Below are 24,940 nucleotides of genomic sequence, written 5' to 3'. Positions count from 1 at the left end.
TTCCGGATCGGCGCAGGTCGATGATCAACGAGTCAGTACTCCACTGGCGTTCGAGCTGGTTTCAGGCGAACGTGATGGGGGCGCTGTGCACCATAACAATACGTTGACGCTGCCCGACATCCGTCGGGCGCAGCACTTTCGGGGAAGTAACGATGAAGATGCGACGACTCTTGGGCGCAGGTGCCGCACTGGTACTGGCGATCAGCTCCACCCTGGCCAGCGCCGAAAACAAAACCTTGAGCATCGGTTACGTTGACGGCTGGTCCGACAGCGTCGCGACCACTCACGTGGCCGCCGAAGTCATCCAGCAGAAGCTTGGCTACGATGTGAAGCTGCAAGCGGTCGCGACCGGGATCATGTGGCAAGGTGTGGCCACCGGTAAACTCGACGCGATGCTCTCGGCCTGGCTGCCGGTGACCCACGGCGACTATTGGACCAAGAACAAGGACAACGTGGTCGATTATGGCCCCAACTTCAAGGACGCAAAAATCGGCCTGATCGTGCCGGAGTACGTCAAGGCCAAGTCGCTCGAGGATCTCAAGACCGACGACTCCTTCAAGAAACGCATCGTCGGCATCGACGCCGGTTCAGGCGTAATGCTCAAGACCGAACAGGCCATCAAGGATTACGACCTGACCGGTTATCAACTCAAGGCCAGTTCCGGCGCCGGCATGATTGCCGAGCTGACCCGTGCCGAGAAGAAAAACGAATCCATTGCCGTCACCGGGTGGGTGCCGCACTGGATGTTCGCCAAGTGGAAACTGCGCTTCCTGGAAGACCCGAAAGGCGTCTACGGCGCGGCTGAAACCGTGAACAGCATCGGCAGCAAGGAACTGGAGGCCAAGGCACCGGAAGTGGTCGCCTTCCTGAAGAAATTCCAATGGGCTTCGAAAGACGAGATCGGCGAAGTCATGCTGGCGATCCAGGAAGGCGCCAAGCCTGACGCCGCCGCCAAGGACTGGGTTGCCAAGCACCCGGATCGCGTGAAGGAGTGGACCGGCAAATAATCGGCCTGGTTTAGCTGTTCCGAAAAACCGCATGACCGTGTGTCATGCGGTTTTTTTGTGCCCGAAATTCCTGTTTCCCCCAACCCCCTGTGGGAGCGAGCTTGCTCGCGATAGCGGTGTGTCAGCTTGCATCTACACTGACTGTGCTACCGCCATCGCGAGCAAGCTCGCTCCCACAGGGGAGGGGCTTGGGTTTTTTTGCGGAAAACTGGCAAAACCGTCATGTCGTTCTAATACTAAGGTCGTCTGGAACCTGGCCTTGAGCCGCATAGAGTAGGGCTGTTCCAATTAAATCTGTGCTGCGAGGATAAAAACAATGAACGACAGCATTTACCTCTCGATTCAAAACAGCCCGCGCTTCAAGGAGCTGGTGAGAAAAAGGGAAAAGTTCGCCTGGATTCTCTCGGCGATCATGCTTGGGCTGTATTCCGGCTTCATTCTTCTGATCGCCTACGGGCCACACATTCTCGGGGCCAAGATTACGCCTGAGTCCACCATCACCTGGGGCATTCCCATCGGTGTCGGCCTGATTGTCTCGGCCTTCGTCCTGACCGCTATCTACGTACGACGCGCCAACGGCGAGTTCGACGACCTGAACAATGCGATTCTCAAGGAGGCTCAGCAATGATCCGGCGTCTACTGGCTCTATTGAGCATCGCAGCGTTTGCCCCGGGCGCCTGGGCGGCTGAAGCCCTGACCGGTGCCGTGCAGAAACAGCCTCTGAATGTCTCGGCCATCGTGATGTTCGTGGTTTTCGTCGGTGCGACCCTGTGCATCACTTACTGGGCCTCCAAGCGCAACAAGTCGGCCGCTGACTACTATGCGGCGGGCGGGCGGATCACCGGTTTCCAGAATGGCCTGGCCATTGCCGGTGACTACATGTCGGCGGCGTCCTTCCTGGGGATCTCCGCACTGGTGTTCGCCTCCGGCTACGACGGCCTGATCTACTCGATCGGCTTCCTGGTGGGCTGGCCGATCATTCTGTTCCTGATCGCTGAACGCCTGCGTAACCTGGGTAAATACACCTTTGCCGACGTGGCGTCCTATCGCCTTGGGCAAACCCAGATCCGCAGTCTGTCCGCCTGTGGCTCGCTGGTCGTGGTGGCGTTCTACCTGATCGCGCAAATGGTCGGTGCCGGCAAGCTGATCCAGCTGCTGTTCGGCCTGGACTACCACGTTGCGGTGATCCTGGTCGGTATCCTGATGTGCCTCTACGTGTTGTTCGGCGGCATGCTGGCCACCACCTGGGTACAGATCATCAAGGCGGTGCTGTTGCTGTCGGGTGCTTCGTTCATGGCCCTGATGGTCATGAAACACGTCAACTTCGACTTCAACATGCTGTTTGCCGAAGCGGTCAAGGTTCACCCTAAAGGTGAGGCGATCATGAGCCCTGGCGGCCTGGTGAAGGACCCGATCTCGGCCTTCTCCCTGGGTCTGGCGCTGATGTTCGGTACCGCAGGCCTGCCGCACATCCTGATGCGCTTCTTCACCGTGAGCGACGCCAAGGAAGCGCGCAAGAGCGTGCTGTATGCCACCGGTTTCATCGGCTACTTCTACATCCTGACCTTCATCATCGGCTTTGGCGCGATCCTGCTGGTCAGCACCAACCCGGCCTTCAAGGACGCGGCAGGTGCCTTGCTCGGCGGCAACAACATGGCGGCGGTGCACCTGGCCAACGCTGTGGGTGGCAGTATCTTCCTGGGCTTCATCTCGGCGGTAGCCTTTGCCACCATCCTGGCGGTGGTAGCGGGCCTGACCCTGGCCGGTGCCTCGGCGGTGTCCCATGACCTGTATGCCAGCGTGATCAAGAAAGGCAAGGCCAACGAGAAGGACGAGATTCGCGTTTCGAAAATCACCACCATCGCCCTGGCGGTGTTGGCGATTGGCCTGGGCATCCTGTTCGAGAAGCAGAACATCGCGTTCATGGTCGGCCTGGCGTTCTCCATTGCGGCGAGCTGCAACTTCCCGGTACTGCTGCTTTCGATGTACTGGAAGAAGCTGACCACCCGTGGCGCCATGATTGGCGGTTGGCTGGGCCTGGTCAGTGCCGTGGGCCTGATGATCCTCGGCCCGACCATCTGGGTGCAGATCATGGGTCACGAGAAGGCGATCTTCCCGTATGAATACCCTGCGCTGTTCTCGATGGCCATCGCCTTCGTCGGCATCTGGTTCTTCTCCATTACCGACAAGTCGGCTGAAGGTGCAAACGAGCGGGCGCTGTTCTTCCCGCAGTTCGTGCGTTCGCAGACGGGCCTGGGGGCGAGTGGGGCGGTTAACCACTGATACGGTAAGTTGCAAGCGTATTGCTTGAGGAAATACCCCGGTCGAGAGGCTGGGGTATTTTTTTGTGCCGGGTTTAAGGGGGGGGGCAGGGCTGTCGTCATCGCGAGCAAGCTCGCTCCCACAGGTAATGCTGTTCACTTAAGGCATTGGGGGAAGGGTGTATATCCGTTGCTGCGGTAACGGCCACTTAGGGTTCCGCCCTGACGGCGGGTCACTTTCGAAAAGCCCGGAAGCCGGCCCAGTCGAAAGTAACCAAAGCGCTTGTGCCCCACCACTCGGCACCTCGCTTAGGCTCGGTGTGCCCTCACTCCGGCATTGCTCCGTGGGCCCGCCGCGAAGGGCCATCCATGGCCCAGCGCGGCTATCCCGGCATCCATGCCGGGATGCCCACTGCGCAATGCCTGCGTTCGGCCAGCGTGGTTAACGGGGCGCCCCAGATCAAGATCAGAAGCGAGGCGGCCTGATAGCCGACCTGGCTCTGGGTGATCGCGTTTCTCCTGTGGGAGCGAGCTTGCTCGCGATAACGCCGGCCCATCCAACATCTCCATCGACTATGAAACCGCTATCGCGAGCAGGCTCGCTCCCACAGTTGGATTGAAGTACTGCCGCCAGAGGCAGGTCGGCTGCCAGGCCGCCTCGCGGTGGACGTTGATCTCGGCGCCCCGTTAACCACGCTGGCCGAACGCAGGCATTGCGCAGTGGGTACCTCGGCATGGATGCCGAGGTAGCCGCGCTGGGCCATGGATGGCCCTTCGCGGCGGCCCACGGAGCAATGCCTTCGTTCAGGCACACCGAGCCTAAGCGAGGTGCCGAGTGGTGGGGCATGAGCGCTTTGGTTACTTTCGACTGGGCCGGCTTCCGGGCTTTTCGAAAGTGACCCGCCGTCAGGGCGGAACCCTAAGCAGCCGTTACCGCAGCAACGGATATGTACCCAATCCAATCCAACCCAACCCCAAAGGAAACGGCGCTCCCTCGGAAAAGCGCCGTTTCCTTAAGTGAACAACATTACGCTCCCACAGGGGATTTGCGTCATACACAGGGTCCAATGTGGGAGCGAGCTAGCTCGCGAAGGTGTCGGACCAGTCGCAGCAGATATCAAAGAGGGCACAAACAAAACAGCCCTTGCTCTTATATAAGAAGCAGGGGCTGTTTCAGTACAGCTTGGGACCTATAGCAAGGAAGGCCTTACTTGCGGTCTTCCAGCTGGGTGATGTCACGCGACTCGTAGCCGGTGTACAGCTGGCGCGGGCGGCCGATCTTGTACGGGCTGGAGAGCATTTCCTTCCAGTGGGAGATCCAGCCGACGGTCCGCGCCAGGGCGAAGATCACGGTGAACATGCTGGTTGGAATGCCGATCGCCTTGAGGATGATCCCCGAGTAGAAGTCGACGTTCGGGTACAGCGAGCGTTCGATGAAGTACGGGTCGGTCAGGGCGATCTCTTCCAGGCGCATGGCCAGTTCGAGTTGCGGATCGTTCGTGATCCCCAGTTCCTTGAGCACTTCGTCGCAGGTCTGCTTCATGACGGTGGCGCGCGGGTCGCGGTTCTTGTAGACCCGGTGACCGAAGCCCATCAGCTTGAACGGATCGTTCTTGTCCTTGGCCTTGGCGATGAACTTGTCGATGTTCGAGACATCGCCGATTTCATCGAGCATGGTCAGTACCGCTTCGTTGGCACCGCCGTGGGCTGGGCCCCAGAGCGCGGCGATACCGGCGGCGATACAGGCGAACGGGTTGGCACCCGAGGAGCCGGCCAGGCGCACGGTGGACGTGGAGGCGTTCTGCTCGTGGTCGGCATGGAGGATGAAGATCCGGTCCATGGCCTTGGCGAGCACCGGGCTGATCGGTTTGATCTCGCACGGGGTGTTGAACATCATATGCAGGAAGTTCTCTGCATAGGTCAGGTCGTTGCGTGGGTACATCATGGGCTGACCCATGGAGTACTTGTAGACCATGGCTGCCAGGGTCGGCATCTTCGCCACCAGGCGGATCGCGGAGATTTCGCGATGCTGGGGGTTATTGATGTCCAGGGAGTCGTGGTAGAAGGCCGAGAGGGCGCCGACAACGCCGCACATCACGGCCATCGGGTGGGCATCGCGACGGAAGCCGTTGAAGAAGGTCTTCAACTGCTCGTGAACCATGGTGTGGTTCTTCACGGTGCTGACGAACTGGGCCTTTTGCTCTGCGGTTGGCAGCTCGCCATTGAGCAGCAGGTAGCAGGTTTCCAGGTAGTCCGATTTTTCAGCCAGTTGCTCGATCGGGTAGCCGCGGTGCAGCAGGATGCCGTTGTCGCCGTCGATATAGGTGATTTTCGATTCGCACGAGGCGGTCGACATGAAACCTGGGTCAAAGGTGAAACGGCCCGTGGCCGTCAGGCCCCGTACGTCGATTACATCGGGACCAACGGTGCCGGTTAAAATGGGCAGCTCGACGGGGGCTGCGCCCTCGATGATCAACTGCGCTTTTTTGTCAGCCATGTGGCCTCCTATTAATGCTTGGAATCATCAGACAGACCCCCCACGCAGGGCCCGCACCACTATAGTGAGATAAATCCGAATGTCAATTTGCCTAAAGTCTTGCTCCAGAAGGCTTTAACCGGACTTTTTCCGCGAAATTACCTGCCGTTTACGCCTTTTGCGCCGTATGTGCAATGCGCTATTAGGGGAAGGTGAACGCGTTGTCATTAGTAGCCTAACTGTCTATACTCGGCCACCGACCGCCAGGGGCTTTTGGGCCTGCTTTCTTGGGGGTCGTCACTCCCTGGGTGGTGAGTACCTGACCAGTGCGCGCCCCAACAACTTTGCCCTGATTGTTAGGGGCTCTTCAGTGTGAAAAAAAAGCCGTGAAAAGCCAACGACCTGTAAACCTAGACCTAAGGACCATCAAACTCCCAGTCACTGCTTACACGTCCATTCTTCACCGTATTTCCGGTGTCATCCTCTTCGTCAGCCTGGCCATCATGCTTTATGCATTGGACAAGTCGCTCGATTCGGAAGAAGGCTTCGGTCAGGTGAAAGCGTGTCTGACCAGTCCGCTAGCCAAGCTAGTGATTTGGGGCATCCTGTCCGCCTTGCTGTATCACTTGGTTGCCGGTGTGCGCCACTTGATCATGGACATGGGCATCGGTGAGACGCTGGAAGGCGGCAAGCTGGGCTCGAAAATCATTATCGCCGTGTCTGCGGTGCTGATCGTTCTGGCAGGAGTCTGGATATGGTAACCAACGTCACGAACCTTTCGCGTTCGGGCCTCTATGACTGGATGGCGCAGCGTGTGTCTGCGGTCGTTCTCGCGGCTTACTTCATCTTCCTGATCGGATATGTCGTAGCAAACCCAGGCCTGGGCTACGCCCAATGGCATGAACTGTTCGCAAACAACTGGATGCGTATCTTCAGTCTGCTGGCACTTGTCGCACTGGGCGCTCACGCCTGGGTCGGCATGTGGACCATCGCGACCGACTACCTGACGCCAATGGCGTTCGGCAAGTCGGCGACTGCCGTACGTTTCCTCTTCCAGGCAGTATGCGGCGTTGCGATGTTCGCTTACTTCGTCTGGGGTGTGCAGATTCTCTGGGGTATCTGATCCATGGCTAACATTCCAACGATTTCTTTCGACGCTATCATCATTGGTGGTGGCGGTGCCGGCATGCGCGCAGCGCTGCAACTGGCACAGGGCGGTCACAAGACTGCCGTGATCACCAAGGTTTTCCCTACCCGTTCGCACACTGTTTCCGCCCAGGGTGGCATCACCTGCGCCATCGCTTCGGCCGACCCGAACGATGACTGGCGCTGGCACATGTACGATACCGTCAAGGGTTCCGACTACATCGGTGACCAGGACGCTATCGAATACATGTGTCAGGAAGGCCCGGCCGCAGTGTTCGAGCTGGACCACATGGGTATGCCATTCTCGCGTACCGAGCAAGGTCGTATCTATCAGCGTCCGTTCGGTGGCCAGTCCAAGGACTACGGCAAGGGCGGCCAGGCTGCGCGTACTTGCGCGGCGTCCGACCGTACCGGTCACGCGCTGCTGCACACCCTGTACCAGGGCAACCTGAAAGCCGGTACCACGTTCCTGAACGAGTACTACGCCGTTGACCTGGTGAAGAACCAGGACGGCGCCTTCGTCGGCGTGATCGCGATTTGCATCGAAACCGGCGAAACCACCTACATCCGCGCCAAGGCCACCGTACTGGCGACCGGCGGTGCAGGCCGTATCTACGCATCCACCACCAACGCCCTGATCAACACCGGTGACGGCGTTGGCATGGCCCTGCGTGCTGGCGTTCCGGTGCAAGACATCGAAATGTGGCAGTTCCACCCAACCGGCATCGCCGGCGCCGGTGTACTGGTGACCGAAGGTTGCCGTGGTGAAGGTGGTTACCTGATCAACAAGCACGGCGAGCGTTTCATGGAGCGTTATGCTCCGAACGCCAAGGACCTTGCCGGTCGTGACGTGGTTGCCCGTTCGATGGTTAAGGAAATCATCGCTGGCAACGGTTGCGGTCCGAATGGCGACCACGTGATGCTCAAGCTCGACCACCTGGGCGAGGAAGTGCTGCACAGCCGCCTGCCAGGTATTTGCGAACTGTCCAAGACCTTCGCTCACGTCGACCCGGTCGTCGCGCCAGTTCCAGTAGTTCCAACCTGCCACTATATGATGGGCGGCGTTGCCACCAACATTCATGGCCAGGCAATCACCCAGAACGCCGAAGGCGTGGACGCAATCATCCCTGGCCTGTTCGCAGTGGGTGAAGTGGCGTGCGTATCGGTCCACGGTGCCAACCGTCTGGGCGGCAACTCGTTGCTCGACCTGGTGGTCTTCGGTCGCGCTGCCGGCCTGCACCTGGAAAAAGCGCTGTCCGACGGTATCGAATATGACGATGCCACCGACGCCAACATCGAAGCCGCCCTGGCGCGTCTGTCCGCTCTGAACGAGCGTACCGAAGGCGAAGACGTGGCGACCCTGCGTCGCGAGTTGCAAAACTGCATGCAGAACTACTTCGGTGTATTCCGTACCGGCGAATACATGCAGAAGGGTATTGCCCAGCTGGCGCAATTGCGTGAACGAATCGCCAACGTGAAGATCAACGATAAGTCGCAGGCGTTCAACACTGCCCGTATCGAAGCGCTGGAGTTGCAGAACCTGCTGGAAGTGGCCGAAGCCACCGCCATCGCCGCAGAAGTGCGTAAAGAGTCCCGTGGCGCCCACGCCCGCGAAGACTTCGAAGACCGTGACGACGAAAACTGGCTGTGCCACACCTTGTACTTCCCGGGTGATAAGCGCGTCACCAAGCGTGCCGTGAACTTCTCGCCGAAGACTGTTCCGACTTTCGAACCAAAAGTCCGGACTTATTAAGGGTGACCGCTATGTTGCAAGTCAGTGTTTATCGCTACAACCCTGATCAGGACGCTGCGCCGTTCATGCAGGACTTCCAGGTCGACACCGGTGGTAAAGACCTGATGGTGCTGGACGTGCTGGCCCTGATCAAGGAGCAGGACGAGGGTTTCTCCTATCGTCGCTCTTGCCGTGAGGGCGTTTGCGGCTCCGACGGCATGAACATCAACGGCAAGAACGGCTTGGCTTGCATCACGCCGCTGTCTGCCGTGGTCAAGGGCAACAAGCTGATCGTTCGTCCGCTGCCAGGTTTGCCGGTTATCCGTGACTTGGTCGTCGATATGAGCATCTTCTACAAGCAATACGAGAAGGTGAAGCCATTCCTGCAGAACGACACGCCGGCTCCGGCCATCGAGCGTCTGCAGACTCCTGAAGAGCGTGAGAAGCTCGACGGTCTGTACGAGTGCATCCTGTGCGCTTGCTGCTCGACCTCGTGCCCATCCTTCTGGTGGAATCCGGACAAGTTCCTGGGCCCGGCCGCCCTGCTGCAAGCGTACCGCTTCCTGGCAGACAGCCGTGACACCAAGACGTCCGAGCGTCTGGCTTCGCTGGATGACCCGTTCAGCGTATTCCGCTGCCGCGGGATCATGAACTGCGTCAACGTCTGTCCGAAAGGCCTGAACCCGACTAAGGCCATCGGTCACATTCGTAACATGCTGCTGCAAAGCGGCGTGTGATTCAGCTGCTGTACCCGTAGGACCGCTTTACCCGTAGAAGGCCAGGCGCGGGCTTCAACCCGCGCTCAGGCTATAACCAGAACAGCCGCTCACAAAGCGGCGGTTCTTATTTTGAAGAAATGAGACAAGCAGGGGCATCCGGGCTGGTACCCGGACTATCAGCGTGATCCTAAGTGGCTTGTTTTAGTCGCTGCACTCGGACTTCTGCAAGTTTGCTCGGTGTTTTCGCCGGTGGTGTTCCCCTAATCGAGGGTGACCAAGCATGCAAGAAAGCGTGATGCAGCGCATGTGGAACAGTGCCCACCTTTCCGGTGGTAACGCTGCCTATGTGGAAGAGCTTTACGAGCTCTACCTGCACGACCCTAACGCTGTGCCAGAAGAATGGCGCACCTACTTTCAGAAGTTGCCGGCTGACGGTAACTCTGCCACTGATGTTTCGCACTCGACGATTCGCGATCATTTCGTGTTGCTGGCAAAGAACCAGCGCCGCGCTCAACCGGTATCTGCCGGCAGCGTGAGCAGTGAACACGAGAAGAAGCAAGTTGAAGTGCTGCGACTGATCCAGGCCTACCGGATGCGTGGCCACCAGTCAGCCCAGCTTGACCCGCTGGGGCTGTGGCAGCGTCCTGCACCTGCAGACCTGTCGATCAATCACTACGGCTTGACCAATGCCGATCTTGATACGACCTTCCGTGCCGGCGACCTGTTCATCGGCAAAGAGGAAGCGAGCCTACGCGAAATTCACGAAGCGTTGCAGCAGACATATTGCCGCACCATCGGCGCTGAATTTACGCATATCACCGATTCCGAGCAGCGCCAGTGGTTCCAGCAGCGTCTGGAAAGCGTGCGCGGCCGTCCGACGTACTCTGTCGACATCAAGAGCCACCTGCTTGAGCGCGTCACCGCCGGCGAAGGCCTTGAAAAATACCTCGGGACCAAATACCCGGGTACCAAGCGTTTCGGTCTGGAAGGCGGCGAGAGCCTGATTCCGATGCTCGACGAGTTGATCCAGCGTTCCGGTTCCTACGGCACCAAGGAAATCGTGATCGGCATGGCCCACCGTGGTCGCCTGAACGTCCTGGTCAACACCTTCGGCAAGAACCCGCGCGAGCTGTTCGACGAGTTCGAAGGCAAGAAGAAGGTCGAGCTGGGTTCCGGTGACGTGAAATACCACCAGGGCTTCTCGTCCAACGTGATGACCGCAGGTGGCGAAGTGCACCTGGCCATGGCGTTCAACCCGTCTCACCTGGAAATCGTTTCTCCAGTGGTCGAAGGTTCGGTTCGCGCCCGTCAGGATCGTCGTAACGACCCTACCGGCGAGAAGGTACTGCCGATCTCCATCCACGGTGACGCGGCATTCGCCGGTCAGGGCGTGGTCATGGAAACCTTCCAGATGTCGCAGACCCGCGGTTTCAAGACCGGCGGCACCGTGCACATCGTGATCAACAACCAGGTCGGTTTCACCATCAGCAACCCGCTGGACTCGCGCTCCACCGAGTATGCGACCGACGTTGCGAAGATGATCCAGGCGCCGATCCTCCATGTGAATGGTGATGATCCGGAAGCCGTGTTGTTCGTGACCCAGCTGGCCATCGACTACCGCATGCAGTTCAAGCGTGACGTGGTGATCGACCTGGTCTGCTACCGTCGTCGCGGTCACAACGAGGCCGACGAGCCAAGCGGCACCCAGCCAATCATGTATCAGCAGATCACCAAACAGCGCACCACCCGTGAGCTGTATGCCGATCATCTGACCCAGAGCGGTGTGCTGGACGTTGAGCGTGTTCAGGCGAAAGTCGACGAATACCGCAACGCGCTGGACAACGGTCTGCACGTGGTAAAAAGCCTGGTCAAAGAGCCGAACAAAGAGTTGTTCGTGGACTGGCGTCCGTATCTGGGCCACGCCTGGACCGCGCGTCACGACACTCGCTTCGATCTGAAAACCTTGCAGGAACTGTCCGCCAAGCTGCTGGAAATTCCGGAAGGCTTCGTGGTTCAGCGCCAGGTCGCGAAAATCTACGAAGACCGGCAGAAGATGCAAGCCGGCGGCCTGCCGATCAACTGGGGTTACGCCGAAACCATGGCGTACGCGACCCTGGCGTTCGAAGGTCACCCGATTCGCATGACGGGTCAGGACATCGGTCGCGGTACGTTCTCGCACCGTCACGCTGTCTTGCACAACCAGAAAGACGCGGGTACCTACGTCCCGCTGCAAAACCTGTACAAGGGCCAGCCACGTTTCGACCTGTACGATTCGTTCCTGTCCGAAGAAGCCGTGCTGGCGTTCGAATACGGTTACTCGACCACCACGCCTGAGGCGCTGGTGATCTGGGAAGCCCAGTTCGGCGACTTCGCCAACGGTGCCCAGGTGGTTGTCGACCAGTTCATCACCAGCGGCGAGCACAAGTGGGGCCGTCTCTGCGGTCTGACCATGCTGTTGCCACACGGTTATGAAGGGCAGGGGCCGGAGCACTCTTCGGCGCGTCTGGAGCGTTACCTGCAACTGTGTGCCGAGCACAACGTCCAGGTCTGCGTACCGACCACGCCAGCACAGATCTACCACTTGCTGCGTCGTCAGGTCATCCGTCCGCTGCGCAAGCCGCTGATCGTGCTGACACCGAAGTCGCTGCTGCGTCACAAACTGGCGATCTCCACGCTCGAGGATCTGGCCGAAGGCTCGTTCCAGACCGTTATTTCGGAAATCGACACCCTGGACGCGGCGAAGGTCACTCGCCTGGTCCTGTGCAGCGGCAAGGTCTACTACGACCTGCTGGAAAAACGTCGTGCCGAAGGCCGCGAAGACATCGCCATCGTGCGGATCGAGCAGCTTTACCCGTTCCCGGAAGAAGACCTGATGGAGGCCATCGCGCCTTACACCAACCTCACCCACGTGGTGTGGTGTCAGGAAGAACCGATGAACCAAGGCGCGTGGTACAGCAGCCAGCATCACCTGCGTCGCAGCATCGGCAACCACAACAAGGCCCTGGGCCTGGAATATGCCGGCCGTGATGCTTCTGCTGCACCTGCGTGTGGTTATGCGTCGATGCACGCCGAGCAGCAGGAAAAACTGCTGCAAGATGCCTTCACTGTTTAACGCCTTCGCGCTGACTGAAACCGAATTTTAAGGACCCACAGATAATGGCTATCGAAATCAAAGCCCCGTCATTCCCGGAATCGGTTGCCGATGGCACCGTTGCCACCTGGCACAAGAAACCAGGCGAGGCCGTCAAGCGTGACGACCTGATCGTCGACATCGAGACCGACAAGGTCGTGCTGGAAGTATTGGCCGAAGCTGACGGCGTGCTGGGCGCAATCATTGCCGAGGAAGGCGCTACCGTTCTGTCGAACCAGGTCCTGGGCTCGATCGAAGAGGGCGGCGCCGCCGCCGCTCCAGCCGCCGCTGCTGCACCGGCTGCCGCCCAGGCTGCTGCTCCAGCCGCTGGTGGTGAAGACGATCCGGTCGCTGCCCCTGCTGCTCGCAAGCTGGCTGAAGAGAACGGCATCAACATCGCTTCCGTTGCCGGCACCGGCAAGGGTGGTCGCGTGACCAAGGAAGACGTGGTTGCAGCCGTTGCCGCCAAGAAAGCCGCTCCGGCCGCCGCGCCAGCCAAGCCTGCCGCACCTGCCGCTGCCGCTCCGGTGTTCGCTGCCGGTGATCGCGTTGAAAAACGCGTTCCGATGACCCGCGTTCGCGCTACCGTGGCCAAGCGTCTGGTAGAAGCCCAGTCGAACATGGCGATGCTGACCACCTTCAACGAAGTCGACATGACCGAAGTCATGGCCCTGCGTTCGAAGTACAAGGATCTGTTCGAGAAGTCCCACAACGGCGTACGCCTGGGCTTCATGTCGTTCTTCGTCAAGGCTGCCACCGAAGCGCTGAAACGCTTCCCGGCCGTCAACGCGTCGATCGACGGTTCCGACATCGTCTACCACGGCTACGCCGACATCGGTGTTGCTGTTTCCAGCGACCGTGGCCTGGTGGTTCCAGTACTGCGTAACGCCGAACTGATGAGCCTGGCCGAAATCGAAGGCGGCATCGCCACCTTCGGCAAGAAGGCCCGTGACGGCAAGCTGTCCATCGAAGAGATGACCGGCGGTACGTTCACCATCACCAACGGTGGTACATTCGGTTCGATGATGTCGACCCCGATCGTCAACCCGCCACAAGCGGCTATCCTGGGCATGCACAACATTCTGCAGCGTCCGATGGCGATCAATGGTCAGGTCGTGATTCGTCCGATGATGTACCTGGCACTGTCCTACGATCACCGCCTGATCGACGGTAAAGAAGCCGTGACGTTCCTGGTAACCATCAAGAACCTGCTTGAAGATCCGGCTCGTCTGCTGCTGGATATCTGATTTTCGCCGCGAGGGCCGGTCTGTTTTGACCGGCCTCTTGCTGAAACAACCGGTTTCGTCCCTCGACGGTCATCACAAGTGATCGTCCGGTTTGATTCGAAAAGGAATGACTCATGACTCAGAAATTCGACGTGGTAGTGATTGGTGCGGGCCCTGGCGGCTACGTAGCGGCCATCAAGGCTGCGCAACTGGGCCTTACCACTGCCTGCATCGAGAAATACACCGACAAGGAGGGCAAACTGGCCCTCGGTGGTACTTGCCTGAACGTCGGTTGCATTCCTTCCAAGGCGCTGCTGGACAGCTCCTGGAAGTTCCACGAAGCCCAAGACGGCTTCGCGATCCACGGCATCAGCACGGGCGACGTGAAGATGGACGTGCCAGCGATGGTGGGTCGCAAGGCCAACATCGTCAAGAACCTGACCAGCGGTGTTGCCACCCTGTTCAAGGCCAATGGCGTGACCTCGATCCAGGGCCACGGCAAGCTGCTGATGGGCAAGAAAGTCGAAGTGACCAAGCCAGACGGCTCGGTTGAAGTGATCGAAGCCGAGAACGTCATCCTGGCGCCAGGCTCGCGTCCGATCGACATTCCACCGGCTCCGGTCGACCAGAACGTGATCGTCGATTCCACCGGTGCCCTGGAATTCCAGACCGTGCCAAAACGCCTGGGCGTGATCGGCGCTGGCGTGATCGGCCTCGAGCTGGGTTCGGTATGGTCGCGCCTGGGTGCGCAAGTCACCGTACTGGAAGCCCTCGACACCTTCCTGATGGCCGCTGACACTGCGGTTTCCAAGGAAGCGCTGAAAACCCTGACCAAACAGGGCCTGGACATCAAGCTGGGCGCTCGCGTCACCGGTTCGAAGGTCAACGGCGAAGAAGTCGTGGTGACCTACACCGACACCAACGGCGAACAGACCATCACCTTCGACAAGCTGATCGTCGCGGTCGGCCGTCGTCCTGTGACCACCGACCTGCTGGCTGCCGATAGCGGCGTGGAAATCGACGAGCGCGGCTTCATTGCCGTCGACGACCAGTGCGCAACCGCAGTACCGGGCGTCTTCGCCATCGGTGACGTGGTTCGCGGCATGATGCTGGCACACAAGGCATCCGAAGAAGGCATCATGGTTGTCGAGCGCATCAAGGGCCACAAAGCCCAGATGAACTACGACCTGATCCCTTCGGTTATCTACACCCACCCGGAAATCGCATGGGTTGGCAAGACCGAGCAGGCCTTGAAAGCCGAAGGCGTTGAAGTTAACGTCGGCACCTTCCCGTTTGCAGCCAGTGGCCGTGCCATGGCAGCCAACGATACCGGTGGTTTCGTGAAAGTCATCGCCGATGCCAAGACGGATCGCGTATTGGGCGTTCACGTCATTGGCCCAAGCGCTGCCGAGCTGGTACAGCAAGGCGCGATCGGCATGGAATTCGGCACCAGCGCTGAAGATCTGGGCATGATGGTCTTCTCCCATCCGACCCTGTCCGAAGCCTTGCACGAAGCGGCCCTGGCCGTAAATGGCGGCGCCATTCACGTGGCCAACCGCAAGAAGCGTTAATAGACAATAAGAAACCACGGCGGTATGGCCCGTCGTGAGCCTTGCGAGCAAGACTCACCGCGGAATATCCGCTGGACGCAGCCTTGCGTAGCCGAACCGGTTAACTGGAACGCTACGCAAGCAGCAGTCACAGGTGGTGCGGCACCAGAACGGTGCAGCACCGAATGCGCAGTACCTAACGAAGACGGTAATAAGCATGAATCTTCACGAGTATCAGGGTAAGCAGCTGTTCGCTGAGTACGGCCTGCCAGTATCCACCGGTTACGCGGTAGACACCCCGGAAGCGGCAGCAGAAGCTTGCGACAAAATCGGTGGCAGCGAATGGGTTGTCAAAGCCCAGGTTCACGCCGGTGGTCGCGGTAAAGCGGGCGGCGTCAAGCTGGTTCGCAGCAAAGAAGACGCCAAAGCCTTCGCACAGCAGTGGCTGGGCAAGCGTCTGGTGACTTACCAGACTGACGCCAACGGTCAGCCAGTCACCAAGATCCTGGTTGAATCGTGCACTGATATCGCTAAAGAGCTGTACCTGGGCGCTGTCGTTGACCGTTCGAGCCGCCGCATCGTGTTCATGGCTTCCACCGAAGGTGGCGTGGACATCGAGAAAATCGCTCACGATACCCCTGAGAAAATCCTCAAGGCCACCATCGATCCACTGGTTGGCGCACAGCCATTCCAGGGTCGCGAGCTGGCATTCCAGCTGGGCCTGGAAGGCAAGCAAGTTGCTCAGTTCGCCAAGATCTTCGTAGGTCTGGCCAAGCTGTTCAAGGATCACGACCTGGCACTGCTGGAAGTGAACCCGCTGGTGATCAAGGCCGACGGCGACCTGCACTGCCTCGATGCCAAGATCAACATCGACGCCAACGCCATGTACCGTCAGCCTAAGCTGAAGACTTTCCACGATCCGTCGCAAGACGATCCGCGCGAAGCGCACGCTGCCAAGTTCGAACTGAACTACGTAGCCCTGGAAGGTAACATCGGCTGCATGGTCAACGGTGCTGGCCTGGCCATGGGTACCATGGACATCGTCAACCTGCATGGCGGCAAGCCAGCCAACTTCCTCGACGTGGGCGGTGGTGCTACCAAGGAACGCGTAACCGAAGCGTTCAAGATCATCCTGTCCGACACCAACGTCGCTGCAGTACTGGTCAACATCTTCGGCGGCATCGTTCGCTGCGACATGATTGCCGAAGGCATCATCGGCGCCGTGAAAGAAGTTGGCGTGAAAATCCCGGTTGTTGTTCGCCTTGAAGGCAACAACGCTGAGCTGGGCGCTAAAGTACTGGCAGAAAGCGGTTTGAACATCATCGCTGCTACCAGCCTGACCGACGCTGCTCAACAAGTTGTCAAAGCTGCGGAGGGCAAATAATGAGCGTCCTGATCAATAAAGACACCAAGGTTATCTGCCAGGGTATTACCGGTTCGCAAGGTAGTTTCCACACCCAGCAAGCCATCGAATACGGCACCAAGATGGTTGGCGGCGTAACACCGGGCAAGGGCGGCACCGAGCACCTGGGCCTGCCAGTGTTCAACACCGTGAAAGACGCTGTAGCCGCCACTGGCGCCACCGCCAGCGTGATCTACGTTCCAGCTCCTTTCTGCAAGGACTCCATCCTTGAAGCGGCGTTCGGCGGCATCAAGCTGATCGTCTGCATCACCGAAGGCATCCCGACCATCGACATGCTGGAAGCCAAGGTCAAGTGCGACGAGCTGGGTATCACCCTGATCGGCCCTAACTGCCCAGGCGTGATCACTCCAGGCGAATGCAAGATCGGCATCATGCCAGGTCACATTCACTTGCCAGGCAAGGTCGGTATCGTTTCCCGTTCCGGCACCCTGACCTACGAAGCTGTGAAGCAGACCACTGACGCCGGTTTCGGTCAGTCGACTTGCGTCGGCATCGGCGGTGACCCGATCCCAGGCTCGAACTTCATCGACATCCTGAAGCTGTTCCAGGAAGACCCGAAGACCGAAGCGATCGTCATGATCGGTGAGATCGGCGGTTCGGCTGAAGAAGAAGCGGCTGCCTACATCAAGGCCAACGTGACCAAGCCGGTTGTTTCCTACATCGCTGGTGTGACTGCTCCTCCGGGCAAGCGCATGGGCCATGCTGGCGCAATCATCTCTGGCGGCAAAGGCACTGCAGACGAGAAATTCGCTGCACTGCAAGACGCAGGCGTGAAAACCGTGCGTTCGCTGGCAGACATCGGCAAGGCCCTGGCCGAGCTGACTGGCTGGGAAATGAAGAAGTAAGCTTCGGCTGACCTTTTCGTTCCAGCAACAAAGGCCACCTTCGGGTGGCCTTTGTCGTTTCTGGCCCTATGCCTGTGCAGCCGCCGAGGGCTCTTGTGGCGAGGGAGCTTGCTCCCGCTCGGCTGCGCAGCAGTCGTAAACCAGACAGTACCGTTTTACCTGAATAGATCCGGTTGCCTGTATTGGGGCTGCTGCGCAGCCCAGCGGGAGCAAGCTCCCTCGCCACAAGGGTACTGCTGCGGCCTGTACACGCTAGAGCGACCCGGAAAAATAGATGCGTAAACGCGACACACGAACGTCGTGCATCGGATAGTTCGCCCCTTAACAGTGCGCTTTCTCGCTAAATTCGTTAGGCTAGCAGCCATTTTTGCGACCGCTGCCCACAAGGAAGCGCCGCGCTAAACGGGTCGGTCCCATACGGATCGGCAGCATTTCCCTCATCCATAAGGGAAATCCCTCTCTAAATTCCGATTCAGTAGTGTGGTTTCCTTAATGAAAGTGTTGAAAGGCCAGGACATCCTGGCGCTAGGTTTCATGACATTTGCCCTGTTCGTCGGGGCCGGCAACATCATCTTCCCGCCTATCGTCGGTTTGCAGTCCGGACCTCATGTCTGGATGGCGGCGCTGGGCTTCTTGATCACGGCGGTCGGGCTGCCGGTCATCACGGTCGTTGCACTGGCCAAGGTGGGCGGTGCGATGGACGCCTTGAGCAGCCCAATCGGCAAGCTCGCCGGTGGTGTACTGGCGGCGGTGTGCTACCTGGCCGTCGGCCCGTTGTTCGCCACGCCGCGTACCGCCACCGTTTCGTTCGAAGTCGGCTTGGCGCCGTTTACCGGTGAAAGCCCGCTGGCGCTGTTCCTCTATAGCGCAGCGTATTTCCTGCTGGTGTTTTTCATCTCGCTCTACCCGGGCCGCCTGCTGGACACCGTCGGGCGCTTCCTCGCGCCACTGAAGATCATCGCCCTGGCCGTGCTCGGCATCGCGGCGTTTGCCTTGCCCGCCGGCGATGTCGGCGTGGCGACCCCCGAGTACATCGCGGCACCGTTCTCCCAAGGGTTCATCAACGGCTACCTGACCATGGATACCCTGGGCGCCTTGGTGTTCGGTATTGTCATCGTCAACGCGATCCGTTCCCGGGGCGTCGAGTCGCCGGCCTTGATCACCCGCTATGCGATCATCGCCGGGCTGATTGCCGGGGTGGGCCTGGCGCTGGTCTACGTCAGCCTGTTCCGCCTGGGTTCGGGCAGTCATGAGGTGGCAGTGGGCGCAACCAACGGCGCCGCTGTGCTGCATGCCTACGTGCAACACACCTTCGGCAGCCTGGGCAGTGGTTTCCTCGCCGTACTCATCTCCCTGGCGTGCCTGGTGACCGCAGTTGGCCTGACCTGCGCCTGCGCCGAGTACTTCAGCCGCGTCCTGCCGCTGTCCTACAAGACCTTGGTCGTGATCCTGGCGGCCTTTTCGCTGCTGGTCTCCAACCTGGGCCTGACCAAGCTGATCGCGTTCTCGATTCCGGTCCTCACCGCGATCTATCCGCCGTGCATCGCCCTGGTGGCCCTGAGCTTCTGCAAGGACTTCTGGCACGAGCAGGGGCGCATCGTTGGCCCGGTGATGCTGGTGTCGTTCCTGTTTGGCCTGATCGATGCGCTCAAGGGCGCTGGCCTGGCGGACTGGATGCCGGCGCAACTGGCCCACCTGCCGCTGAGCGAGCAGGGCCTGGCCTGGCTGGTGCCTTCGGTGATGACCCTGGCGGTCGCGGTGGTGTGCGATCGCCTGCTGGGCAAGCGCAGCGAAGCGTTGGCTTAAGCGGCCTACTGGCAGATCCATCGGCAAGAACTGAAATGCCCCGTATCAATCGATACGGGGCATTTTTTTTGAGTGCAGTGTCTTTTTCCGTGGGCTAACGTCGAAGCAGTGTCTTGAAAAACCTGCACAGAACCCTGTGGGAGCGAGCTTGCTCGCGATAGCGGTCTATCAGCTACCTCATGGCTGACTGATCCGACGCCATCGCGAGCAAGCTCGCTCCCACAGGTCGGCATTTCAAGGCAAGTCTGGCTTTAGACGTCATGTTTTTAGACACACAGGAAATCGAATGTCATTCATCCAAGCCAACCTGATCCACCTGCTTGCCGCCGCCTGGTTCATCATCTGCTGGGCGGGCTACACCCGTTATGCCACCTGGAAGGCGCGCGACACGGCGTGCCTGGCCAGCGTGATGCACCTGTACCGCGAAGACTGGATGCGCCGCATGCTGCTGCGTGAGAACCGTATCGCCGATGCCAGCGTGATCGGCAACCTGGAGCGCAACGCATCCTTCTTTGCCTCCAGCACATTGATCATCCTGGCCGGTATCCTGACGGTACTCGGGGCGTCCGATCGGGCGGTGTCGTTGCTGGCGGACATACCCATGGTGCAGCAGGCGTCCCAGGGCATGGCGGAGGTCAAGTTGCTGTGCCTGGCACTGGTGTTCGTGTATGCGTTCTTCACGTTCAGTTGGTGCATGCGCCAGTACAACTTCGCGGCGGTCCTGATTGGCTCGGCACCGATGATCGGCGAGCGCCATGTGTCGGAGCAGGAGCGCAAGGCCTTTGCGCTGAGGGCAGCGCGAGTGATCTCCATGGCCGCCAACCAGTTCAACTTCGGCCTGCGTGCCTATTATTTCGGCATGACCATGTTGGCGTGGTTCGTCAGCCCCTGGTTATTCATGTTGATGAGTGCTGGCGTGGTGTTCGTGCTGTATCAGCGCGAGTTTCACTCCGATGTACTGGACGTGATGGTCTATACCCCCACCGAAGCACCCGTGTCCGAGGTGGGCAAGGAAGCAGCCTGACAGGCGGCGCCGCCAAATCGCAGGCAAAAGAAAACCCGCACCAGGCGGGTTTTCTTTTGCTGCTAAAACCGTATCAGTTGGTTTTAGCTGGAGTCGCTGGAGTAGCTGGGGCTGCTTCTTTCGCGGCCGCTTCGTTCGATTCAGCCTGCTTTTTGGCGGCTTCGGCGTTTTCTTTCGCCGCGTCGTTCACTTTATCCTGTGCTTTGTTCATGTCTTGCTGAGCTTGCTCAGCGTGTTGTTGGGCATCTTGAGCTTTGTCCTCGGATTTTTTATCGCAGGCAGCGAGGCCGAGGGAAGCGGCCAACATCAAGGCAATAGCAAAAGTCTTACGCATGGGGTGTTTCTCCTTATGGAAATAACTACTGGCCTTTTGAACGCCTCCCCTCGGATTAAGTTCCTGTTGTGTAACAGATATATAACTTTGCACTGCGATGGAACTTTGTGCATCGCGCCTGTGGTCAGGTCTCGTCACTCATTGGAGCGTTAATCGAATGGCCGAAGACCCCGTTTTTGAGCGTGCAACACGTTTTTTATCCGCACTCAGGCATTGCCAGGTGCTGGGCTTGAAGTTGCACAGTGCCAGTCGTGACGGGCTGACGGTCATCCTGCCGTTCAGCCCGCAAATCGTCGGCAATCCCCTGACGGGCATCATCCACGGCGGGGCGTTGACCTCGTTGATGGACACCGCGTGCGGCATGTCGACCTTGTGTGTGCTGCCGCAATTCGAAGTCTGTCCCACCCTCGACCTGCGCATCGACTACATGCACGCTGCCGAGCCCCACAAGGACGTCTACGGCTTCGCGCAATGCTATCGAGTGACCCCGGACGTGATCTTCACCCGGGGTTTCGCCTACCAGGACGATCCCGAGCAACCCATCGCCCATGTGGTGGGGACATTCATGCGCCTGGGCCAGCATGCCAGGGGAATGGGGAAGGGCGTTCCGATGACCGCTGTGGGCCAGCCATGACCGATATCCTCCAGGAACAACTGCGCCGCGCCTGCGAGCAGGGCGACTATGCGCTGCTGCTCGCCTCGATTCCCTATGCCCAACTCATCGGCGTCGAATGCACGCGCCAGGGCGACGACTTGTTGTTTCGCCTGCCGGCCAACAAAGACAACATTGGTAACCCTTTACTGCCGGCCATCCACGGTGGGGTCATCGCCGGTTTCATGGAACTGGCCGCTGCCGTGCATCTGTTGATCGCCACTGGCACGCCGGGCATACCGAAAATCATCGATTTCTCCCTGGATTACCTGCGCACCGGACAGTTTCGCGACACCTATGCCAAATGCCAGGTCTGGCGCCAGGGCCGGCGGGTCGCCAACGTCGCGATCACCGCCTGGCAAGACGCCGAGGCACAACCCATCGCCACCGCCCGGGCGCATTTCAAGATTCAGGAGCCGTCAAAACCGGATCGTCCTTGAGCTGATCACTCGGGGCTTGGTGAAGTTGACGATGGCATGTTCTTTTGTTCGACCCGGAAGGTCAGATAGTTTGAGGCGAAGATAATCACCGCGCCGACCAATACCCAGATTTCGAGAGGCTCGCCGTAGAGAAAAAAACCAACGACGGCAATGAGGGGCACCCTGAAAAAATCAATCGGGATGGCAATGGAGGCCTCCATGACGCTCAGTGACTTGGCCATGGCGAAGTGCGCACTTAAACCCGTTATACCCAACAGCAGGATCCAGGGGAGACAGGCGAGCGTAGGGGTACGCCATTGTGCCAGGGACAGACCAAGGCCCAAGGGCAATTGTAGAAGCACCATCCAGATCACGATGATGGCGGGACTGCTGGTCAACGTCAGTTTTTTCACCATGATGATGGATGTCGCGTAGCCCATGGCGGCCAGAAGAACGATGAACGCGGCGGGTTCAATGCTATCAAGGCCGGGCCTTAGGACGATCAGGACACCCAGGAAACCGCCGATGGCGGCGAATACCCTGGCGGTGGAGAGTTTTTCCTTCAAGAATAAAAACGCCAGGAGGGAAACCCATATCGGGGTGGTGAACTCCAGGGCAAAGACCTTAACCAACGGAAGCGATGCCACGCCAATGGTCCAGGCATATTGTCCGGCGAAGTGAACCGCGTTCCTGCCAATCTGCAGACCCAGGTCTCGGGCTTGTTTGAGCTTGGCGCGCTGTTGGTAAATAACCGGAAAAACAATGATCAGTCCGACCAGGGACCTGAAAAACAGGATCTCGAAGATCGACATGAACTTGGAAAGCTCTCGTGCCGCGACAGCCATGCCTATGAATGAAAGCAGGCTTGCTGCCATCCATAATGCTCCACCTAATGGCAGCTTTACCTGATGCATTGACGCTCCTTTTTACTCGGCCATTGTTCTTCGTGAACCGCCGTCGGGTATTAAAGCAGCGATTATCCGTGGCTCAGGCAATTTCTTCGCAACACATTCCGTCAGCACCCGGCCAGGTGCCAGGGGCGGGTCGCCAACGTCGCGATCACCGCCTGGCAAGACGCCGAGGCACAACCCATCGCCACCGCCCGGGCGCATTTCAAGATCCAGGAGCCGTCAAAACCGGATCGCCCTTGAAATCATCAGCGTTGCCCCCACCTTGAGGACATCCCGCCGCCAATCTCAGCGAGGCGGACACCACCATCCACTTGGAGTTTGATGACCATGAGCGTGGAAACTCAAAAGGAAACCCTGGGCTTCCAGACCGAGGTGAAGCAACTGCTGCACCTGATGATTCACTCGCTGTATTCCAATAAGGAAATTTTCCTTCGCGAGTTGATTTCGAACGCCTCTGACGCTGTCGACAAATTACGTTTCGAAGCCCTTTCCAAGCCAGAATTGCTGGAAGGCGGCGCTGAGCTGAAAATCCGTGTGAGCTTCGATAAGGACGCGAAAACCGTCACCCTCGAAGACAACGGCATTGGCATGAGCCGCGAAGAGGTGATCACGCACCTGGGCACCATCGCCAAGTCCGGCACCGCCGACTTCATGAAGAACCTGTCCGGTGACCAGAAGAAAGATTCCCACCTGATTGGTCAGTTCGGCGTCGGTTTCTATTCCGCGTTCATCGTTGCCGACCAGGTTGAAGTGTTCAGCCGCCGTGCCGGCCTCGCGGCGAGCGAAGGCGTGCACTGGTCGTCCAAGGGCGAGGGCGAGTTTGAAGTCGCCACCGTCGACAAGGCTGATCGCGGCACCCGCATTGTGCTGCACCTCAAGTCCGGTGAAGACGAGTTCGCCGATGGCTGGCGTCTGCGCAACATCATCAAGAAGTACTCCGACCATATCGCGCTGCCAATTGAGCTGCCGAAGGAAGTCACCGCTGCCGAAGGCGAAGAAAAGCCTGAAGTGGAATGGGAAACCGTCAACCGCGCCAGTGCCTTGTGGACCCGTCCGCGCACCGAGGTGAAAGACGAGGAATACCAGGAGTTCTACAAGCACATCGCCCACGACTTCGAGAACCCGCTGAGCTGGAGCCATAACAAGGTCGAAGGCAAGCTGGAGTACAGCTCGTTGCTGTACGTGCCGGCCCGTGCGCCGTTCGATCTGTATCAGCGCGAAGCGCCACGCGGCCTGAAGCTGTACGTGCAGCGTGTGTTCGTGATGGACCAGGCGGAATCGTTCCTGCCGCTGTACCTGCGCTTCATCAAGGGTGTGGTGGACTCCAACGATTTGTCGCTGAACGTTTCGCGGGAAATCCTGCAGAAAGATCCGATCATCGATTCCATGAAGTCGGCACTGACCAAGCGCGTGCTGGACATGCTGGAAAAACTGGCGAAGAACGAGCCCGAGCAGTACAAGGGCTTCTGGAAAAACTTCGGCCAGGTGATGAAAGAAGGTCCGGCCGAGGACTTCGCCAACAAAGAGAAGATCGCCGGCCTGCTGCGTTTTGCGTCGACCCAGGGTGACGATGGCGAGCAGATCGTTGGCCTGGCCGATTACCTGGCCCGCACCAAGGAAGGCCAGGACAAGATCTACTACCTGACCGGTGAAACTTATGCACAGGTCAAGAACAGCCCGCACCTGGAAGTCTTCCGCAAGAAAGGCATCGAAGTGCTGCTGCTGACCGACCGCATCGATGAATGGCTGATGAGCTACCTCAGCGAGTTCGACGGCAAGAGCTTTGTCGACGTGGCCCGTGGTGACCTGGACCTCGGCAACCTGGATTCGGAAGAAGACAAGAAAGCCGCCGAAGAAGTCGCCAAGAGCAAGGAAGGCCTGGTCGAGCGAATCAAGGCGGCCCTGGGCGATGCTGTCAGCGAAGTGCGTGTCTCGCACCGCCTGACCGATTCCCCGGCGATCCTGGCCATCGGTGAGCAGGACCTGGGCCTGCAAATGCGCCAGATCCTCGAAGCCAGCGGCCAGAAAGTCCCGGACTCCAAGCCGATCTTCGAATTCAACCCGGCCCACCCGCTGGTGGAAAAACTCGACAACGAGCAGAGCGAAGAGCGTTTCGGCGATCTGTCGCACATCCTCTTCGACCAGGCGGCCCTGGCGGCTGGCGACAGCCTGAAGGACCCGGCGGCGTATGTGCGTCGCCTGAACAAGCTGTTGGTTGAGCTGTCAGCTTAAAGTAAGTGCAGGAAAAACCCGCTTCGGCGGGTTTTTTCATTTCTGGT

20 protein-coding genes and 1 pseudogene are annotated in these 24,940 nt (G+C 59.1%); 18 read left to right on the top strand and 3 right to left on the bottom strand.

Annotation, left to right across the window (positions count from 1 at the left end; all coding sequences use genetic code 11):
• Positions 1-152: 152 nt before the first annotated feature.
• The 3 genes from QMK47_RS21240 (at position 153) to QMK47_RS21230 (ending at position 3,290) form a co-directional block, all read left to right on the top strand.
• Complete coding sequence (locus QMK47_RS21240; protein WP_214509653.1) at positions 153-1,007, top strand: glycine betaine ABC transporter substrate-binding protein; 855 nt, start codon at positions 153-155, stop codon at positions 1,005-1,007.
• 316 nt (positions 1,008-1,323) lie between these two features.
• The gene (locus QMK47_RS21235; RefSeq protein WP_003204445.1) at positions 1,324-1,635 is read left to right on the top strand and encodes a DUF485 domain-containing protein; all 312 of its coding nucleotides are present in this window, start codon (positions 1,324-1,326) and stop codon (positions 1,633-1,635) included.
• Positions 1,632-3,290: a cation acetate symporter gene (locus tag QMK47_RS21230; protein WP_212799490.1), complete on the top strand. Its 1,659-nt coding sequence runs from the start codon at positions 1,632-1,634 to the stop codon at positions 3,288-3,290. Before QMK47_RS21235 ends, QMK47_RS21230 begins: the two co-directional genes overlap by 4 nt.
• Before the next feature lie 1,185 nt (positions 3,291-4,475).
• On the opposite strand, the gene gltA is transcribed toward QMK47_RS21230, so the two are convergent.
• Entirely contained in the window at positions 4,476-5,765 is a 1,290-nt protein-coding gene (gltA, locus tag QMK47_RS21225; protein WP_014339589.1) for a citrate synthase, read from the bottom strand.
• Positions 5,766-6,130: 365 nt separating this feature from the next.
• Here gltA and sdhC point away from each other — a divergent pair, with 365 nt between their 5' ends.
• The 11 genes from sdhC (at position 6,131) to QMK47_RS21170 (ending at position 20,345) form a co-directional block, all read left to right on the top strand.
• Positions 6,131-6,505 carry a succinate dehydrogenase, cytochrome b556 subunit gene (sdhC, locus tag QMK47_RS21220; protein WP_003179220.1) on the top strand — a complete coding sequence of 125 codons (375 nt, stop codon included), beginning with the start codon at positions 6,131-6,133 and terminating at the stop codon, positions 6,503-6,505.
• On the top strand, positions 6,499-6,867 hold the full coding sequence (gene sdhD / locus QMK47_RS21215) for a succinate dehydrogenase, hydrophobic membrane anchor protein (RefSeq protein WP_003204438.1): 369 nt from the start codon (positions 6,499-6,501) through the stop codon (positions 6,865-6,867). Before sdhC ends, sdhD begins: the two co-directional genes overlap by 7 nt.
• A 3-nt stretch (positions 6,868-6,870) precedes the next feature.
• Positions 6,871-8,643, top strand: coding sequence for a succinate dehydrogenase flavoprotein subunit (sdhA, locus tag QMK47_RS21210; RefSeq protein ID WP_253476996.1), 1,773 nt, complete (start codon positions 6,871-6,873; stop codon positions 8,641-8,643).
• 11 nt (positions 8,644-8,654) lie between these two features.
• Entirely contained in the window at positions 8,655-9,359 is a 705-nt protein-coding gene (locus QMK47_RS21205; RefSeq protein WP_003204434.1) for a succinate dehydrogenase iron-sulfur subunit, read from the top strand.
• A 262-nt stretch (positions 9,360-9,621) separates the two neighbouring features.
• Positions 9,622-12,453 carry a 2-oxoglutarate dehydrogenase E1 component gene (locus QMK47_RS21200; protein WP_253476993.1) on the top strand — a complete coding sequence of 944 codons (2,832 nt, stop codon included), beginning with the start codon at positions 9,622-9,624 and terminating at the stop codon, positions 12,451-12,453.
• A 44-nt stretch (positions 12,454-12,497) separates the two neighbouring features.
• The gene (odhB, locus tag QMK47_RS21195) at positions 12,498-13,718 is read left to right on the top strand and encodes a 2-oxoglutarate dehydrogenase complex dihydrolipoyllysine-residue succinyltransferase (protein ID WP_253476990.1); all 1,221 of its coding nucleotides are present in this window, start codon (positions 12,498-12,500) and stop codon (positions 13,716-13,718) included.
• Between the two features lie 113 nt (positions 13,719-13,831).
• Positions 13,832-15,268 carry a dihydrolipoyl dehydrogenase gene (lpdA, locus tag QMK47_RS21190; RefSeq protein ID WP_253476987.1) on the top strand — a complete coding sequence of 479 codons (1,437 nt, stop codon included), beginning with the start codon at positions 13,832-13,834 and terminating at the stop codon, positions 15,266-15,268.
• A gap of 196 nt (positions 15,269-15,464) precedes the next feature.
• Positions 15,465-16,631 carry an ADP-forming succinate--CoA ligase subunit beta gene (gene sucC, locus QMK47_RS21185; protein ID WP_007919879.1) on the top strand — a complete coding sequence of 389 codons (1,167 nt, stop codon included), beginning with the start codon at positions 15,465-15,467 and terminating at the stop codon, positions 16,629-16,631.
• Positions 16,631-17,515, top strand: coding sequence for a succinate--CoA ligase subunit alpha (gene sucD / locus QMK47_RS21180; RefSeq protein ID WP_003179236.1), 885 nt, complete (start codon positions 16,631-16,633; stop codon positions 17,513-17,515). The genes sucC and sucD overlap by 1 nt, the downstream gene beginning before the upstream one ends.
• A gap of 492 nt (positions 17,516-18,007) precedes the next feature.
• Entirely contained in the window at positions 18,008-19,321 is a 1,314-nt protein-coding gene (brnQ, locus tag QMK47_RS21175) for a branched-chain amino acid transport system II carrier protein (protein ID WP_253476984.1), read from the top strand.
• Positions 19,322-19,607: 286 nt separating this feature from the next.
• Positions 19,608-20,345, top strand: coding sequence for a DUF599 domain-containing protein (locus QMK47_RS21170; protein WP_018610109.1), 738 nt, complete (start codon positions 19,608-19,610; stop codon positions 20,343-20,345).
• 73 nt (positions 20,346-20,418) lie between these two features.
• On the opposite strand, the gene QMK47_RS21165 is transcribed toward QMK47_RS21170, so the two are convergent.
• Positions 20,419-20,679 carry a hypothetical protein gene (locus tag QMK47_RS21165; protein ID WP_053189659.1) on the bottom strand — a complete coding sequence of 87 codons (261 nt, stop codon included), beginning with the start codon at positions 20,677-20,679 and terminating at the stop codon, positions 20,419-20,421.
• 157 nt (positions 20,680-20,836) lie between these two features.
• Between QMK47_RS21165 and QMK47_RS21160 the strand changes: the two genes are divergently transcribed.
• Positions 20,837-21,313: a PaaI family thioesterase gene (locus QMK47_RS21160; RefSeq protein ID WP_214509659.1), complete on the top strand. Its 477-nt coding sequence runs from the start codon at positions 20,837-20,839 to the stop codon at positions 21,311-21,313.
• Entirely contained in the window at positions 21,310-21,771 is a 462-nt protein-coding gene (locus QMK47_RS21155) for a PaaI family thioesterase (RefSeq protein WP_253476982.1), read from the top strand. The genes QMK47_RS21160 and QMK47_RS21155 overlap by 4 nt, the downstream gene beginning before the upstream one ends.
• 5 nt (positions 21,772-21,776) lie before the next feature.
• Here the strand turns inward: QMK47_RS21155 and QMK47_RS21150 are convergent, their stop codons facing one another.
• On the bottom strand, positions 21,777-22,664 hold the full coding sequence (locus QMK47_RS21150; RefSeq protein WP_320389286.1) for a DMT family transporter: 888 nt from the start codon (positions 22,662-22,664) through the stop codon (positions 21,777-21,779).
• A 96-nt stretch (positions 22,665-22,760) separates the two neighbouring features.
• Here QMK47_RS21150 and QMK47_RS21145 point away from each other — a divergent pair.
• Positions 22,761-22,901 (top strand): annotated as a pseudogene (locus QMK47_RS21145) (PaaI family thioesterase); the annotation flags it as partial.
• 87 nt (positions 22,902-22,988) lie between these two features.
• Positions 22,989-24,893 (top strand): molecular chaperone HtpG, encoded by a 1,905-nt coding sequence (htpG, locus tag QMK47_RS21140; RefSeq protein WP_024617132.1) that lies wholly within the window; start codon positions 22,989-22,991, stop codon positions 24,891-24,893.
• The last annotated feature ends 47 nt before the right edge of the window (positions 24,894-24,940 follow it).

The sequence above is a fragment of the Pseudomonas sp. P9_35 genome (genome assembly GCF_034008205.1).
GTDB lineage: Bacteria > Pseudomonadota > Gammaproteobacteria > Pseudomonadales > Pseudomonadaceae > Aquipseudomonas > Aquipseudomonas kilonensis.
This window is presented reverse-complemented; position numbering and strand designations above follow the sequence as displayed.